This window comes from Sphingobium mellinum (genome assembly GCF_037860795.1).
GTDB classification, from domain to species: Bacteria; Pseudomonadota; Alphaproteobacteria; order Sphingomonadales; family Sphingomonadaceae; genus Sphingobium; species Sphingobium mellinum.
The window spans coordinates 379,341-395,778 of record NZ_JBANRK010000001.1; the positions used below are offsets into that span (position 1 = coordinate 379,341).

Consider the following 16,438-nt stretch of genomic DNA (forward strand, 5'->3'; position numbering starts at 1 on the left):
CGATGACCCGCCTGCCCGATCCCTCCACGCCGTTGAGCGCATCAGAGGCCGCTTGCGCATTCGACCTGCTGTTCGACGGCGACCTGTCGGACGCGGACATGGCCGCCTTCCTCGTCGCCATGGCGCAGCGTGGTGAAACCGCCGTCGAGATCGCTGCCGCAGCGCGCGCCATGCGCGCCCGGATGATCCCTGTCAGCGCACCCCCCGGTGCCATCGACGTGTGCGGGACCGGCGGCGATGGACATCATACGCTCAACGTCTCCACGGCTGTCAGCCTTGTCGTCGCGGCCGCAGGGGTTCCGGTCGCCAAGCATGGCAATCGCGCCGCTTCCTCCAAGGCGGGCGCGGCCGACACGCTCGAAGCACTCGGTCTCGACCTGGACCGCGCCACCGATACCGCTGAAGCGACGCTCGCCGACCTCGGCATCTGTTTCCTCTTCGCGCAGAAGTACCATCCCGCGCTCAAGCGTTTTGGCCCGATCCGCAAGGCCATCGGGCAGCGGACGATCTTCAATCTCATGGGGCCACTGGCCAATCCGGCCGGGGTGCGCCGACAACTGGTCGGCATCGCTCGACCGGCCTATGTACCCATCTATGCCGAAGCGCTCGCCGACCTCGGCGTCGACCGGGCAATGATCGTCTCTGGGGACGAAGGGCTGGACGAACTGTCCCTCGCGGGCGGCAACGACGTGGCGGAAGTGACAGGCAAGGGCGTCATCGCCATGCGCCGCCTGACCCCTGCTGACGCAGGCCTTCCAACCCATCCTGCAGAGGCTATTCGTGGCGGCGATCCCGCCTACAATGCCACGGCGCTGCGTGCACTGCTTCAGGGCAAAGAAGGGCCTTATCGCGATGCGGTGCTGCTGAATGCCGCCGCCGCCCTGCTCGTTGCCGACGCGGTCGGCAATCTGCGGGAAGGAGTCGAGGAGGCTGCCGAAACCCTTGATCGCGGGATTGCCAACGCCCTGCTCAATTGCTGGATTGCCTATACATGACGAACAGGCTCATCGAAATCTGTGATACGAAACGTGGGGAAGTGGCCCGTCGCAAGGCCGCGACCACGATTTCAGCCCTGCACGACCGCGCCGCCGAACAGACGCCGCCGCGCGGCTTTCGCAAGGCGCTCGACAAGGCGGCCCGCGACGACTTCGGCCTGATCGCCGAAATCAAGAAGGCGAGTCCTTCCAAGGGCTTGATCCGCCCGGATTTCGATCCGCCGGCCCATGCTCGAGCCTATGAAGCCGCTGGCGCTGCCTGTCTTTCCGTCCTTACCGACGAACCCTATTTTCAGGGCCATGACGACTATCTTGTAGCTGCCCGAGCGGCCTGCGCCCTGCCGGTGCTCCGCAAGGAATTCATCGTCGATCCCTGGCAGGTGCTGGAAAGCCGCGCGCTGGGCGCGGACGCCATCCTCATCATCGCCGCCGCGCTGGATGATGCCCAGATGGCGGAGATAGAAGATGCGGCGCTAGGCCTTGGCATGGACGCCCTTGTCGAAGTGCATGATGCCCATGAACTGGAACGCGCGATGAAGCTGCGCTCGCGCCTTATCGGGGTGAACAACCGCGACCTGCGCGATTTCAGCGTCGATTTCGCCCGCACCTATGAACTGGTAGGCCAGGCGCCCGAAGGCTGCACCTTCGTTGCCGAAAGCGGCCTCGGCAGCCATGCCGACCTCACCGCCATGGCCGACCACGGCGTTCGCTGCTTCCTGGTCGGCGAAAGCCTGATGCGCCAGGCCGATGTTGAGGCGGCAACCCGCGCGCTGCTGACCGGGACATGAGCAAGCTCACCCATCTGGGCGAGGACGGCTCGGCCCACATGGTCGATATCTCGGCCAAGGCGGTTACCGCGCGCGAAGCCGTCGCTTCCGGTCATATCAGGATGAGCGCGGACGCCGCGCACGCGATCGCGCAAGGACTGGTCAAGAAAGGCGACGTGCTGGCCGTCGCGCGGGTCGCAGGAATCATGGCCGCCAAGCGGACAGCCGATCTCATTCCGCTGTGCCACCCCATCGCATTGACATCGGTCGCGATCGACTTCGATCTGGCTGGCGATGGCGTCGCCGTGACGGCCGCCGCTCGCACCGCTGGCCAGACAGGCGTGGAAATGGAGGCGCTAACCGCAGCGACCGTCGCGTTGCTCACCGTCTATGACATGGCGAAGGCGCTCGACAAGGGCATGGTGATCAGCGACGTGCGCCTGCTCGCGAAGACCGGCGGCAAGTCGGGCGACTGGCGCGCGGCATGAGCCTGCTTGCCGTAGCGGAGGCGCAGGCCCGTCTGCTGGCACTGGCGACCCCGCTCCCCCGCGAGCAACTACCCGTTTCTGCCTGCGCCCGCCGGTGGCTCGCCAGTGACCTTCCCGCCCTGCGTGACCAGCCTTGGCACGATCTCTCGGCGATGGACGGCTATGCGATCCGTGTCGCCCAATGGCCGGGACCCTGGCGTGTCACCGGCGAAAGCAAGGCGGGTGCGGCTGTGCCTCCAGCTCTTTCACCCGGCGAAAGCTGCCGCATCTTCACTGGTGCGCCTTTGCCGCAGGGCGCCGACACCGTTCTGATCCAGGAAGATGCCAGGCTGGAGGGCGATCTCCTTCATCCAATCGGAAAGGCCCCCTCCCCGGGCCGCAACGTCCGCCCCGCCGCTTCCGATTTCCGTTCCGGTGATGAACTGCTGGCCAAGGGGACTTGGTTGGGCGCGGCGCAAATCGCCCTTGCGGTACTCGGCGGTCACGGCGCCCTGTCGGTCGGCGGCCGCCCACGCATCGCCCTGCTATCGACCGGGGACGAACTGGTGCCCCCCGGCGCGCCGACGCCGCCGGGTGCCCTCCCCTGCTCCAACGCTCCGATGCTGGCAGCATTGCTGGCCAGCCTCCCCTGCGATGTCGTCGACCTTGGCATCGTGCCCGACGATCTCGATGTCATGACCGCAGCGTTTGAAAAAGCGGCCGCCGCCCATATCATCGTCTCTACCGGCGGCGCCTCGGTGGGCGATCACGACTTGGTGCGCCCCGCCTTCACCCAGGCTGGCGGCACGCTCGATTTCTGGAAGATCCGCATGCGGCCCGGCAAGCCGCTGATGGCCGGCACGCTCGGCGGCGCGATCTTCCTTGGACTTCCGGGCAATCCGGTATCCGCCTTTGTGACCGCGAACCTGTTCCTGCTCCCTTTGGTGCGCTATCTCGCTGGCGCGCTCGACCCAATGCCTCGCAGAGCTACGGCGCCGCTCGCCGCGCCCCTGCCCGCGACCGGCGATCGCGATGATTATCTGCGGGCTTTCCATACCCCATCAGGCATGATCAGCGTAACCTCCCAGGACAGCGCCGCAACCGCCGCCCTGGCCCGCGCCGACAGCCTCATTCTCCGTCCCGCTGGCTCGCCTCCTGCCGAATCCGGCGAACAGGTCGTCATCCTGCCCATCAGCGCATGAAAAAGGGGCCGCGTGGCGGCCCCTCCTTCATTTCAACCGCTATGACTAGCGCTGCTGCTTGTCCTGGCCGCCCTTGTCCTTGTGGCGTTCGCCCATCTGACCCTGACGATCTTCCTGCTGCTGCTGACGTCCGCCCTGACTGGAACGATCGCCACCCTGCTGGCGGCGCTGATTATCGCCCTGATTGTTTTGATTAGCCATGTCACTCTCCTTTTCGCCCTCTTGGAGAAGGCCGGCTTTAAACGACTGGCGCCCGGCTCCGTTCCGTTCGTTACGGCCAACGGTTAGTCGCTTGACTTGGCTCTTTCCGTTTCCTATGCGTTCTCCATCCGTTCCATGGAGGACAAGCAGGCATGCTGACGCCCAAGCAACAGGAATTGCTCAGCTTCATTCAAAACCGTCTGGAGGAAGCCGGCGTTTCGCCTTCTTTCGAGGAGATGAAGGAAGCGCTCGACCTTCGCTCCAAATCCGGCATTCACCGGCTGATAAGTGCGTTGGAAGAACGGGGCTTCATCCGTCGCCTTCCCAACCGCGCGCGTGCGCTCGAAGTGCTCAAGCTTCCTGACGCCATGCACCGCGCACCGAAGGTCGTCGCGCCGCCGAGGCCTCAGTTAGCCGCCAAACCGCCGATAGCTGCGAACGACGTGGTCGATATCCCGCTCCATGGCCGGATAGCGGCGGGTGTTCCGATCGAGGCGATGGAAGGGCAGAATATGCTCTCCGTCCCGGCCGCGTTGCTCGGTGCGGGCGACCATTATGCGCTGGAAGTATCCGGCGATTCGATGATGGAGGCCGGGATATTGGACGGCGACTTCGCATTGATCCAGCGCACGGATGTCGCGCGTGAGGGTCAGATTGTTGTCGCCCTCATCAACGAGAATGAAGCGACGCTCAAATATTTCCGCCGCGAAGGGCCCAAGGTGCGGCTCGACCCCGCGAACAGCGCTTACGAACCGCAGGTCTACGACCCGCGCCAGGTCCGCATTCAGGGGAAGCTGGCTGGATTGCTGCGCCGTTACAACTGATCGGCGCGACGACGGCCGGACCGGGGAATCAGACGGTTGATCCAGGGATGTGCATCGCCGGGAAGCTGGCTGGTGCGCACTTTCATGTGATCAAGATCAATGGCGAGCCCCCCGGTCCTTGCCAACATTGACCGGTCCGCCTTTAGCCAGCGTGGACGGCACCAGACTGGTAACCGGCGGTCGGCAACGACGATATCTGCAGCCGCACAATCGCGCGCGAATATTTCCCTTCGCACCAGCACATCGGTCCGCGTCGCCAACAAGCGCCAGTCGCGCCCGTCCACCCGCAGGCGCACCGCGCACAGATCGACCGAACACCGCGCTTCGGGAAGATTTTCCAAAGCATCCAGCGCTCCATCGTGGCCCGCGCTCTCGCTTATCATGTCGCGCATATAGTCCCCCGCCCTCGCCCGCAACAGCGCCATCCCGCCGCCTGACGTCCGCACGGCCACATGGCGCCCATCCGACGTGACCAATATGTCCGGAGGCGAAGCGGTCGCCGTCACGGCGCCACCCGCGATGATCGGAACCAAACCAATCCACCGCCATTCGCTGCGCCACAGGAGGCACCATAAGCCGCCACTGACCATCAGACCGAAGATCGCGCCAGTCATTGTCGGTGCGCGCATCGCCGCGAAAGGGCTCGCGGCCACCGCATGTGCGATCCACAGCAGCAGGTCGAGCGCGCGCCCCGTCAACCACCAGAAGGGCGCGCCCCACCCTGCGGCATCGAGCAGCAACGCGGCGGCCTCCAGTGGCATAACGACGAAGGTAGTGAGTGGAATGGCGATCAGATTGGCGAATGCACCCAGCATGCCAGCCCTGTGAAAATGAAACAGCGCGATCGGCGCCAACACCATTTCCACGACAAAGCCCGTCAGCAGCATGTGCGCCAGCAGTCTGGCCAGACGGCGGGGCATCGCCTCGTCCCGGGCCGCCGCAAAGGCGCGAACGCGAGGGTGCTCGCCCAGCGCCACGATCGCCACCACGGCCGCGAAGCTCATCTGGAAACTCGGGCCGACCAGCGCTTCGGGCCACAACAGCAGCACGACCATCGCGCCTGCTGCGACCAGCCTGAGCGTAATGGCGTCGCGCCCCAACGCCAGCCCGCCCAGCACCAGCAGCGCCGCCACGCATGACCGCACGGTGGGCACCTCCGCGCCGGTCAACAATGTATAGCCGATGCCCGCCAGGGCGCCGCCTGCCGCGGCGATCAACATCAAGGGCCAGTCGAGAGCAGCCCGACGGCTGAGCGCCATGATGCGCATCAACAGAAAGATGACCGCTCCGATCAACGCCGTCACATGCAGGCCGCTGATGGACAGGAGATGCGCCAGGCCGCTGCGACGCATGGCTTCGGCATCGGCTTCGGAAATGCCTCCCTGGTCCCCGGTAGCCAAGGCAGCAGCAATACCGGCGCCGCCGCCCTCGACCCGCGCCAGGATATGGGCGAACAATCGTCCACGCAGCGGCGGCGCGCTTGTCGAAGGGTGCAGCACCTCGATTGGCTTCAGCGCCTTACCGGTAGCGCCAATGCCCTGGAAATAGGCCCGCCGAGCGAAATCATAAGCGCCGGGCAGTTCCGCTGCGGCCGGCGGCATCAGGCGCGAGCGAAAATGGACCACCGCGCCTTCCCCCAATCGCGCTGGCATATCCTGCGCTGCGATGTTCACCCTTATGCGTGCGGGCAGATTGGGCGCCCCGAGCGGCCGGACCAGTACGCGACTCATGGCTTGTGCGGGGACGGGACTCACGCTCTCAACCTCACCTGTGACCTCTGTGAACAGTGCGCGCGGCAGCGGCGGCTGGCCCCAGATTATTGCCTTGCTCCAGATGAGAAGGCACCCAGCGCAAGCCAGAAGACCGCTCATCATAATCGCCCGGCGCAATCGTCCGCCTGCGGGCAGAAGCAGGGCGGCACTCGCCACCGCCATTGCCCCGCAGCAGAACGCCAGCCATTGCAATTGGTTAGGCAAGATAAACCACGCAGCGATTCCGCAGCCCAACTGCACCGGAACCCAGAGCGGCAGCTGCTGCCTCTCCCCTTCCAACCCCCGTTCGATCGCTGCAAAAAGCCCGGTCGCCCACCGTTGGATATTCCCGCCAACGGAGGTTTGTCGTGGCTCGAAAGCCATGCTAGGGGGCGTCGCGTTCATGGATGGGCAATGCGAATGGCAGGGAATGAAGCGGTGAATGAAGCGGGTGCAGACAGGCAGGTAGTAACCCGTTTTGCGCCGTCGCCCACCGGTTTTCTTCATATCGGCGGCGCGCGCACCGCGCTTTTCAACTGGCTCTTCGCCCGCCATCATGGCGGAAGGTTCCTGCTACGTATCGAAGACACCGACCGCGCCCGGTCGACCGAAGAAGCCGTCGCCGCCATTTTCGACGGCCTCGATTGGCTAGGTCTTGCCGGCGATGAGCCGCCCGTCTTCCAGTTCGAACGGTCGCTGCGCCACGCCGAAGTCGCCGACCAGTTGCTGGCGCAGGGACATGCCTATCGCTGTTATGCCACGCCGGAGGAATTGACCGCGCTGCGCGAGGAGCAGCGCGCTGCCAAACAGCCGACGCGCTATGACGGCCGCTGGCGGGACCGTGACCCTTCCGAAGCGCCCCAAGGTGCGCCCTTCGTTATCCGCCTGAAGGCTCCGCGGGAAGGCGAGACCGTGATCGAGGATGCGGTGCAGGGACGCGTGGTCGTCCAGAATGCCGAGCTGGACGACATGGTCCTGCTTCGGTCCGATGGCACCCCAACCTATATGCTGGCGGTCGTTGTCGACGACCACGACATGGGGGTCACTCATGTCATCCGGGGCGACGATCATCTCAACAATGCTTTCCGGCAGTTGGGCATCATCAATGCGATGGGCTGGGAAGAGCCGATCTACGCCCACATTCCCCTAATCCATGGCTCTGACGGCGCGAAGCTGTCTAAACGCCACGGCGCGCTGGGTGTCGACGCTTATCGCGATGAAATGGGGATGCTGCCCGAGGCGGTACTGAACTATCTGCTGCGCCTGGGCTGGGGCCATGGCGACGAGGAGATCATCTCGCGCGATCAGGCGATCGAACTGTTCGACATTGCCGGAGTCGGGCGTTCGCCCTCGCGCTTCGACATCAAGAAGCTCGAAAGTCTGAACGCACATTATCTTCGCGAGGCGGACGATGCGCGACTGGCCGCCCTGGTTGCACCACAGGTCGCCGCGCAGATCGGCGGCGCGTCCCTGCGGGAAGATGCCGAGGAGTTGCTGACCCGGGCGATGGCTTCGCTCAAGCCTCGCGCCAAGACGCTTAACGAAATTGCCGAGGGCGCCGCGTTTCTGTTCAAAAGTTGCCCCCTCGATTTTGACGAAAAGGCCAGTGCTCTGCTAGACGACTCGGCGCGCGAGCTGCTGGGCAATACAGCCGACGCTCTTGTGTCCGTCCCGACCTGGACGACCGAAGCGATCGAGGAGGCCATCCGACGCGTGGCAGAGGAAGCTGGCCTTGGCCTTGGAAAGGTTGCGCAACCTTTGCGCGCGGCGTTGACCGGGCGCACGGTTTCGCCGGGTATTTTTGACGTCCTTTTCCTTCTGGGAAAGGCCGAGAGCTTGAAACGGCTGGCCGATGTGGCGCACGCATCGGTCGACCGTGGCAATTGAGGAGAACATGATGTCGGACAATAATGCCACTTTGACGGTCGCAGGCGAAACGAAGGATTATGGCATCCTGAGTGGCACGGTCGGTCCGAAGGTTATCGACGTCCGCAAACTCTACGCGAACACCGGCATGTTCACTTATGATCCGGGCTTCACCTCCACCGCCAGCTGCGATTCTGGTCTGACCTATATCGACGGCGACGCCGGTATCCTTCTGCATCGCGGCTATCCGATCGACCAGCTGGCCGAACAGTCGAGCTTCATGGAAGTCAGCTACCTGCTGCTGAATGGCGAGCTGCCTTCGAAGAAGGAACTGGAAGACTTCACGCGCACGATCACGCGCCACACCATGGTGCATGAGCAACTCACCACCTTCTATCGCGGTTTCCGCCGGGATGCTCACCCGATGGCGATCATGTGTGGCGTGGTTGGTGCGCTGTCGGCCTTCTATCATGACTCGACTGACATCAACGATCCGCAGCAGCGCAAGATCGCCAGCCACCGCCTGATCGCCAAGATGCCGACGATTGCAGCGATGGCTTACAAATATTCGGTCGGCCAGCCCTTCGTCTATCCGCGCAACGACCTTAGCTACACCGCCAATTTCCTCAACATGACCTTCTCCGTTCCCGCCGAGGAATATGTGCTGGATCCGGTGATCGTCGACGCGATGGACAAGATTTTCACCCTCCACGCCGACCATGAACAGAATGCCTCTACGTCGACCGTGCGTTTGGCGGGGTCCTCGGGCGCCAATCCTTTCGCCTGCATCGCCGCGGGTATCGCGTGCCTCTGGGGCCCCGCTCATGGCGGCGCGAACGAAGCCGCGCTCAACATGCTGCGCGAGATCGGCACCGTCGATCGCATTCCGGAATATATCGCCCGCGCCAAGAACAAGGACGATCCGTTCCGCCTGATGGGCTTTGGCCATCGCGTTTACAAGAATTACGACCCGCGCGCGACGGTGATGCAGAAAACGGCGAAGGACGTGCTCGAAAAGCTCGGGGTCGACGATCCCGTCTTCGACGTCGCCAAGGAACTGGAGCAGATCGCGCTCAACGATCCTTACTTCATCGAAAAGAAGCTGTACCCGAATGTTGACTTCTACTCGGGCGTGATCCTGTCGGCCATCGGCTTCCCGACCGAAATGTTCACCGTGCTCTTCGCCCTCGCCCGTACCGTGGGCTGGGTCGCGCAGTGGAACGAAATGATCTCGGACCCTGCGCAGAAAATTGGCCGTCCGCGCCAGCTCTACACCGGCCCGACACAACGCGACTATGTGTCGCTAGACAGGCGCTGACGACACCCATTGCAAACGGCGCCTGGCAAGGGCGCCGTTTTTTTCTTGCCCTGATCGAACGATCCGCCGTTCCTGCCCCGCAGCTTGTGCTCAGCACCCGTTGGGGAGGGACAAGGTGAAACGCGCTCCGCCGCCGGGCGCGTCGTCGACCCTTATGTCTCCGCCCATCGCCAATGCAAGACGGCGGGATATATAAAGACCCAGGCCGCTGCCCCCCGGGTCGCTGCGACCAAGTCGCTCGAATTTGTGGAAGATGCGTTCGCGGCTGTCTTCGGGCACCCCTGCCCCTTCGTCCATGACCGCTATCCAGGTGTGGCCATCATCGTGCCCCGTTTCGATCCGGACTTCCGTCCCCTCGGGGGCATAGCGAACCGCATTGCCGACCAGGTTCATGAGGATCTGCAGCGCGCGACGAAATTCACCAGTCGCTACGGCTGTCACGCCCGCCACCGGGGGCGCGAGACGGATCTTGCGCTCTGACGCCTTGACTATGAATAGTCCCGCTGCGCGCCGCCCTATATCAGCCAGATCGACATCTTCGGTCGCAACGGTGAAATCCAGCCGATCGATCGCCTGCAAGTCCGCAAGATCGTCGATCAGCGCCATGAGGTGCCGCCCGGCAGCCGCTATATCGGCAGCATAGCCCACATAATCCTGGCGCAGCGGACCGTTCAACTGTGCGCCGATAGAATCAGCATTTGCTATAATCCGGCCCAGCGGCTGGCGCAGCGACCGATCAAGCCTTCGGCCGAATTCGGCCGGATAGATCACGACGGCTGGCGCGGGCGATACGTGCGGCGCAACAACAGCCCGGTCGATAGGGAACGCCTTGCCACGATATCCCAGGAGCTGACCGGCCAGGTCGAACAGCGGAAAGCCTGATAAACGAAACCTCTGCCCCCCATCATCCACCAGCGTCGCAATCTGGTCCCGGAATGCGCGCCGTTGGGCAAAACCGCGAAGGATCGCCAGATCTCCCTCCTCGTCGGGGCGCAAGTCAAAATAGCTGGTAAAGCGGCTCCCCGCTGCCGGCCGTAGCTCGGGCAACGCGCTCTGCGGCCCGGAACCCGCCAAGACCATCTGGAAACGAAGCTGCGTATCGATCTGCCAGCTCCATCCTTCCGCGACGGCCGCGATATCCGCATCCCGCCGCATGGTCTCGACCGATGTGGTTGCCGCCGGCCGCTCGCTCCATTCGATGACCGAAAGCTGGACACCGTCGGCCTCCGGCTTGGCACGCACCCACATGTCGATGTCGCCGCGTTCTGCCGCCGCCGTGATCGGGCGGGATACCGTCACCCCCAGACGCGAGGCAAGGCGGACCATCGCGGCCAGCTGAGGAATGGCAAGCACCGCGCCCAGGTCCGCACCCGCCTCCCGCTGAAGGGCCAGCAGCGGCGCATCCGCGCTCAGCAACAGGCCGTTGGCAGCCACTGTCGCCCTGATGATGGTGGGATGCGCCGACATGTTCATCAGCGCGTGACCTGCAACAGGTGATCAAGCTTCGCCCGCAACGCCTTGGGCACACGAAGGGTATTCACGGTGATATCCGCCTGCGCGTGGCTGAGGGTCTCGTAGCGGTCGGCTTCGCCGATAATCGCCGCGTCGGTCAAAGTCGGCCGTACGGGCCGCAATGCCAACAGCAGATGCCTGTAATCGGCGTCCGATCCGCCCAGAGACCGACACAGAGCCGCCAGTTCCATCACCGGCCCCATCACCAGAATGTCCGCGACATGCGACGCTGCCATACGCAGGCGGTGGCCCGCCAGCGCGGCAAACAGGAGGAATCGTCGCTGCCCAAGTGCCGCGCCCAAGAGCTCCGGCGCGTCTGCCGCAGCGCCGAGCTGCCGAACCAGTCGCTCCGCAACTATTATGGGGCTGGCTGTTTCATCATGCTGAGCGAGTAGCGCCCAGCCGGCCTTCTCGAAAGCCGGCAAGACGGCGCCGGCCCCGGGCATTGCGCTGCGCTGCACCAAGGCGGCAAGACAAGCAGCGACAGTCCACGTCAGCTCGGCGAAATGTTCAGCGGGCAAGTCCGCCAACATCGGTTCATCCTCGGCGCCCGCCGCCAGCCAGCGCCCTTCGGCCCCGGCCAATGCGGCCAGCGCTTTCGTGATGCCCGGATCATCCGTTGGCAGGATCGCATCTGCTTCGCCATGGTCGGCGCCATCGTCAGGTTGGCCGAACTGCCGCAGCATCAGCGTCACACCCGCCCGCATCTGCATATGGGAAAGCAGCCCCGGACCAAGCAGCGTCGGGTGCGCGCATATGGTTGGCCAGCAGAGCGGCTGGGGGCGCTGTGCCAGCAAGCCGGCGATCTCCGGCTGCATTGCCAGCTTGATTCGCAGCTCCGCCTCGATCCCGGTGACGCAGGCGCCAAGGTGCCGCCGCGTCTCGGCCATCATCGCATCGTTCCGCTCCCGCCCCTCGTCAGGAAAGAAAAATGCCAGATCAATGGCATGACCGACCGGAACAGCGGACATGTCCGCCATGACTTGCGCCATGGGCCAGCAGTCACCCGCTGTTGGTCCGGTAAGGAACGAAAAGGCGCTCATGCCGGCCAGCATAGCCGCACGTCCTTAAAATGCACTAAACCCTGATCCGGAAATTTTCAGCTGCGCTTGAGCAAAATCACGGCGCCCGTCGACGCGATCGCGAACAGCATGGCCAAGTCGTAACCGAACGCCAGCGTCCCCGTCAGTGAGGTGAGGGAAAGTAGCAACAGCGCGCTCGCCGGCGTCAAGACCATCCATGGACGAGCGCCCCCCAGCTTCTGCCAACGCTCCGCCAACTGGATAACGGACAGCAGCAGCGCGAGATAAGTCGCCAACGTGCTGCCGCCTGCAAGCGATATGCCCCCTGTGGCGAGGAAGGGAATGATGAAAGCGGTCCAGCCTGCCGGTGGCGATCGCAGCGCCAGTTCATCCAGACGATCGGCGACTTCTGCCATCAACAGCGCAATCAGCAGCAGGACGAAGCCGCCGGTTCGCCAAAGGAGTTCGATCGGCACCAGCGCGATCGCCGCCAGCACCATCGCGGCGACGCGCACCTGCGTCGCGGGGACCTGCGTGCGCATCAGCCCGGGGCTCAACATTCGTGCTGCGGGACCCAGCAGATAATATTCTGCCGCGCCGCGACCGCGTGCCGAGCGCGATCCGCCGGACATTGCGGCCTGCGCCACCAGATCGGCCTGTTGCTGACCGTCGACCAGCGCCACACGACCGGTCATCAGATCATCCTGCGGCACGGTCACGCGCCTGGCGCCATGCTGTACCGCCGCGCGTACCAGCGTCAGCGACAGGTCCCAGTCGCCGATCATGTCGAGCGTCCCGAACAGCAAGTCGGGCGTGACCCGCGCGAGGCCCGCCCAGCGTTGCCCCGCGTCGATCCGCTCCAGCGATGCACTGGCGCGGCTGTCATCGGTGACCAGCAGGGCAGCGCCCTCGCGCTCGGCCATGGCGTTGAAATGATCCTGGCCGACGATGACCCCGTCGGCGACGAGCAGCACGTCGCTGTCACGCGGCGCATCGCGCACCATCGACACCATGTCGCGCACGAGCGCGACAGCTATTCCATCGGCGCTCAGCCGGTCAACCGCCTGCGAGAGCGCGGGGGTGATGACGCTGACCAGGATCATGATCCTGTCGGCCCCTGCCCGCACCGCCTGCCGCGCCTGATATTCCACCAGCGTCTGGCCTGCAAAGTGCAAGCTGGCGCGCAGTGACCCTGCCGAATCCTGCGAAGCTGCCCTGCTGGCGCTGAGAATAGCCGCGAAAGTCATGCCGTAACGAAATCGACCCCGTTCTTTGACGTGCCGCCTTGTCGCAAGGCTTGCGCGATCGCGCAAGCCGACTGAACGTCAGCCGTTCTGCAGCCGGTCGAGCGCCATCCGCAACTGCCGCAGCACGCGGGGGTCGCCCGGGGCGCTGTCGGCCGCCTCGTCGGCCAGCGCCATCAGGCTGGTGAGCCCGAAGCTTGCCGCCAGCCCCTTCAGCCGCCAGGCCGCCAGTTCCCAGTTCGCGTCACACCGCGCCCGTTGCAGCAGGTCGATATGGCGCTGCGCGCTCTCTATGAAGGCCACGCGCAGGTCAGCGATCAGCGCGATATCCTCGCCAACGGCGGCGGCGAGAGCGGCATTGAGGGCGCCAGGATCATAGGACATGGGGTCAACGCTATCGGGCTTGCGTTAAGTTTTGGTAACAAGGCATTTTGTTGCGCCGAAAAGATGATAGGATGAAATGCATGACCGGGGGCAGCACCATCGTCGAATTCTGGCGAAACAAGAGCATTGCGACCAGCGATGGGACGCAGGCGGATGACAGCTTGCTGTTGAGGCAGGCGGTCGAGAATCTGGAAGCTGAGAGCGAGGCCGCCGAATCCGGCGAGCGCGCGGCACGCCGAACGCAGTTTGCCTTCGCCGCCGCTGCCGCGCTGTGGCTGGGCTTTGCCGCTTGGGCGACCGTCAGCGCCGGGCAATGGCGCGCCGGCCCCGCGGCCTGGCCCGGCTTGGTCGCTACGATGCTTGTTCCGGTCGTTTTGCTGGGCGTCTGCTACCTGCTTCTCGCCCGAACCAGCCGGTCGGAATCACGCCGCTATCTGGACACAGCCCGCGCCCTTCGCGCCGAGGCGGAAATGCTGGACGTTCGGCTTGCCCGAATCACGAACCAGCTCGCTATCGCGCGCCAGTCCATGCACGATCAGGCTGAACTGCTCGACAGCTATGGCGCGGCCGCCAGCAGCAATATGGAAGCATCGGCCGAACTCATCGCCAGCCGGGCTCAGACCACCACCGAAAAGGCGGAAGCGGCCGAACGCGCCGGCCATGCGCTGGTTGCGCGCATGGATGCGCTGATCGCTTCCATGCCTGACCTGGAGGATCGCGCCGAGCGCATGGCCGCGCGGATCGTGGATAATGGTCACGCCCTGGCGGAGCGAATAGACACACTCGAAGCGCGGCTGCACGCGCTCGGCGAACTGTCCGACGACGCCCGCGCCCGCACCTTGTCGGCCACCAAGAGCCTGTCCAGCCAGCTCACCCAGTTGCAGGAAGCGACGCGTTCCGCGACGGAGGAAGTCAATGGCATGGCCGACATCGCGTCCGGCCGGATCGGCGCCACAATGCACAGTGCGCGTCAGGCGATGGAAGAGAGCGCGGCCGAGCTGGACCGGCAGGCAGGCACGCTTGCCAGCCTGCTGGAACGTGCGCGGGCCGGCATCACGACCAGCGCTCAGACGACGATGGATCTGCTTACCCAGGACCTGAACCGCGTCGAGACCGACATGCGCCAGAGACTCGAAGCAGCCGTGGAGCGCGCCCAGGATGGCATGGCGGCCGCCGACCGCGGGCTTACGGCTCAGGCGGAATCGCTCCATGCCCTGATAGAAACCGCGCAAGCCGGCATCACGACAACCAGCCAGGGCGCACTGGCGGCGCTTTCGCGCGATGCCGAAGAGATCGACGCCCAGTTGCGCGAACGGACGGAAGCTGCCCTTGCCCACGCGCGCGAAGGCATGGCTTTCACCGAGGACGGGCTGTCCCGGCAGGCCGAGGCCCTTGAGGCCCTCGTCGCCCGCTCACGCGCGCATATCGAGAGCATCGGCGATGAAAGCGTTTCTGCCATTGCCGACCACATGAACGAAGTAGAAAGCCGCCTGCATCAGATCAACGATCTGGTCGAAGGACAACGCTCGCTTGTGTCGAGCCTGCATTCCACGCTCAACGACGCGGTCGAGACCGCGCAGTCGCGTTTTGCCGCGATGGAAGAAACAGCCCTTTCCCGTAATGGGAGGCTGATGGACGCGCTGGCGCGCCTGACCCAGGAGACGCAGCGGATCGACGGCGCGCTGGCTGCTGGGGGCATCACTGCCGAAAAGCTGATAGGCTGCGCCGAAACCCTGTTGGTGGCGCTCGATTCCAGCGTGCGCGAACTGGACGAGACCTTCCCCGCCGCGCTGCAGCGGTTCGATCAACGGATCTCCACCAGCCGCGTCCTGCTGGACAGCGCCGCGCCTGAGATGGAGCGGCTGGAGGCGATTTCCGAGGCGCTTGTCGGCCGTACGCAGGAGGCCGAGGAGCTGCTGCGCGGCCAGGGGCGCCGCCTGACCGAATGGCTGGAAAGCACCCAGAGCGGGGTGGAGGCCAATCGCGAACTTGTCGAGCGACTGCGCACCGCGCTCGACAATGCCCATCAGGACGCCACACGCATCACCGAAGGCGCGGGTCCTCTACTCGTCACGGCGCTGCTGCGGGTCAAGGACACGGCGGACCAAGCCGCGGAACGCGCGCGCCAGGCCCTTGGCCGTGCCATTCCCGAGGCCGCGCAGTCGCTCGCCGACGCCAGTGAGGAGGCACTCCAGCGGGCGATCGACGGCAAGGTGACCGCACAGATCGAAATGGTCGCCAAGGTCGCCGAGGAGGCGGTCAAGGCCGCACATCAGGCATCGGACCGCCTTACGCGTCAACTGCTGACGATCGCGGACACGAGCGCCACTGTGCAATCCCGTATAGAGGAAGCCGAACGCGCTGCCGAGGATCGCGACCGCGACCATTTCGCCCGTCGCTCCGCCCTGCTGATCGAATCGCTCAACAGCACCGCGATCGACGTCGCCAAGATCCTATCAAACGACGTCACCGATTCCGCCTGGTCAGCCTATCTGAAGGGCGATCGGGGCGTCTTCACGCGTCGGGCGGTCAAGCTGCTCGATGCCGGCGAATCGCGGGAAATCGCGCTTCATTACGACAATGACGAGGAATTCCGCGAGCATGTGAACCGCTATATTCACGATTTCGAATCGATGTTGCGGATCATACTCACCGCCCGAGACGGTAATGCGCTGGGCGTCGCCATCCTCTCGTCCGACATGGGCAAGCTCTACGTGGCGCTGGCGCAGGCGATTGAACGACTGAGGCAGTAGGATGCGGGTCCACTCATCCTTGACGGCTGCAAGGACCGCTGCATAACACCCTTTACCTGACAGACCCTTCGTCCTTGGCTTGTCGCATTAGGCGGAGGCTGACTTTGCGCTCGTCCCTGGTATCGGCTCATC

14 protein-coding genes are annotated in these 16,438 nt (G+C 64.6%); 8 read left to right on the forward strand and 6 right to left on the reverse strand.

Annotation, left to right across the window (positions count from 1 at the left end; all coding sequences use genetic code 11):
• The first annotated feature begins 2 nt into the window (after window positions 1-2).
• Genes trpD through AAC640_RS01930 form a run of 4 tightly spaced genes read left to right on the forward strand, consistent with a single transcriptional unit; the run spans window position 3 to window position 3,431 of the window.
• Complete coding sequence (gene trpD, locus AAC640_RS01915) at window positions 3-995, forward strand: anthranilate phosphoribosyltransferase (RefSeq protein ID WP_340264390.1); 993 nt, start codon at window positions 3-5, stop codon at window positions 993-995.
• Window positions 992-1,783 (forward strand): indole-3-glycerol phosphate synthase TrpC, encoded by a 792-nt coding sequence (gene trpC / locus AAC640_RS01920; RefSeq protein ID WP_340264391.1) that lies wholly within the window; start codon window positions 992-994, stop codon window positions 1,781-1,783. The genes trpD and trpC overlap by 4 nt, the downstream gene beginning before the upstream one ends.
• A complete protein-coding gene (moaC, locus tag AAC640_RS01925) occupies window positions 1,780-2,250 on the forward strand; it encodes a cyclic pyranopterin monophosphate synthase MoaC (protein WP_340264392.1) in 471 nt (156 codons plus the stop codon). Before trpC ends, moaC begins: the two co-directional genes overlap by 4 nt.
• Entirely contained in the window at window positions 2,247-3,431 is a 1,185-nt protein-coding gene (locus tag AAC640_RS01930; RefSeq protein ID WP_340264393.1) for a molybdopterin molybdotransferase MoeA, read from the forward strand. Before moaC ends, AAC640_RS01930 begins: the two co-directional genes overlap by 4 nt.
• A gap of 45 nt (window positions 3,432-3,476) precedes the next feature.
• On the opposite strand, the gene AAC640_RS01935 is transcribed toward AAC640_RS01930, so the two are convergent.
• Entirely contained in the window at window positions 3,477-3,632 is a 156-nt protein-coding gene (locus AAC640_RS01935) for a hypothetical protein (protein WP_340264394.1), read from the reverse strand.
• 152 nt (window positions 3,633-3,784) lie between these two features.
• Here AAC640_RS01935 and lexA point away from each other — a divergent pair, with 152 nt between their 5' ends.
• Window positions 3,785-4,456, forward strand: coding sequence for a transcriptional repressor LexA (gene lexA / locus AAC640_RS01940; RefSeq protein ID WP_340264395.1), 672 nt, complete (start codon window positions 3,785-3,787; stop codon window positions 4,454-4,456).
• Here the strand turns inward: lexA and AAC640_RS01945 are convergent.
• A complete protein-coding gene (locus AAC640_RS01945; protein WP_340264396.1) occupies window positions 4,447-6,591 on the reverse strand; it encodes a ComEC/Rec2 family competence protein in 2,145 nt (714 codons plus the stop codon). The genes lexA and AAC640_RS01945 overlap by 10 nt on opposite strands.
• A 36-nt stretch (window positions 6,592-6,627) precedes the next feature.
• Between AAC640_RS01945 and gltX the strand changes: the two genes are divergently transcribed.
• Together gltX and AAC640_RS01955 are read left to right on the forward strand one after the other, a co-directional pair.
• Window positions 6,628-8,094: a glutamate--tRNA ligase gene (gene gltX, locus AAC640_RS01950; protein WP_340264397.1), complete on the forward strand. Its 1,467-nt coding sequence runs from the start codon at window positions 6,628-6,630 to the stop codon at window positions 8,092-8,094.
• A 10-nt stretch (window positions 8,095-8,104) separates the two neighbouring features.
• The gene (locus AAC640_RS01955) at window positions 8,105-9,391 is read left to right on the forward strand and encodes a citrate synthase (RefSeq protein WP_340264398.1); all 1,287 of its coding nucleotides are present in this window, start codon (window positions 8,105-8,107) and stop codon (window positions 9,389-9,391) included.
• A 90-nt stretch (window positions 9,392-9,481) separates the two neighbouring features.
• Here the strand turns inward: AAC640_RS01955 and AAC640_RS01960 are convergent, their stop codons facing one another.
• From AAC640_RS01960 to AAC640_RS01975, 4 genes are all read right to left on the reverse strand, one after another.
• The gene (locus AAC640_RS01960; protein ID WP_340264399.1) at window positions 9,482-10,864 is read right to left on the reverse strand and encodes a sensor histidine kinase; all 1,383 of its coding nucleotides are present in this window, start codon (window positions 10,862-10,864) and stop codon (window positions 9,482-9,484) included.
• Window positions 10,864-11,958 carry a DUF2336 domain-containing protein gene (locus tag AAC640_RS01965; protein ID WP_340264400.1) on the reverse strand — a complete coding sequence of 365 codons (1,095 nt, stop codon included), beginning with the start codon at window positions 11,956-11,958 and terminating at the stop codon, window positions 10,864-10,866. Before AAC640_RS01965 ends, AAC640_RS01960 begins: the two co-directional genes overlap by 1 nt.
• Window positions 11,959-12,002: 44 nt before the next feature.
• Window positions 12,003-13,172, reverse strand: a complete 1,170-nt coding sequence (locus tag AAC640_RS01970; RefSeq protein WP_340264401.1) for a hypothetical protein — start codon at window positions 13,170-13,172, stop codon at window positions 12,003-12,005.
• 78 nt (window positions 13,173-13,250) lie between these two features.
• A complete protein-coding gene (locus AAC640_RS01975; protein WP_340264403.1) occupies window positions 13,251-13,553 on the reverse strand; it encodes an Hpt domain-containing protein in 303 nt (100 codons plus the stop codon).
• A gap of 80 nt (window positions 13,554-13,633) precedes the next feature.
• On the opposite strand from AAC640_RS01975, the gene AAC640_RS01980 reads away from it, so the two are divergent.
• Entirely contained in the window at window positions 13,634-16,306 is a 2,673-nt protein-coding gene (locus AAC640_RS01980) for a coiled-coil domain-containing protein (protein WP_340264404.1), read from the forward strand.
• Window positions 16,307-16,438: the final 132 nt, after the last annotated feature.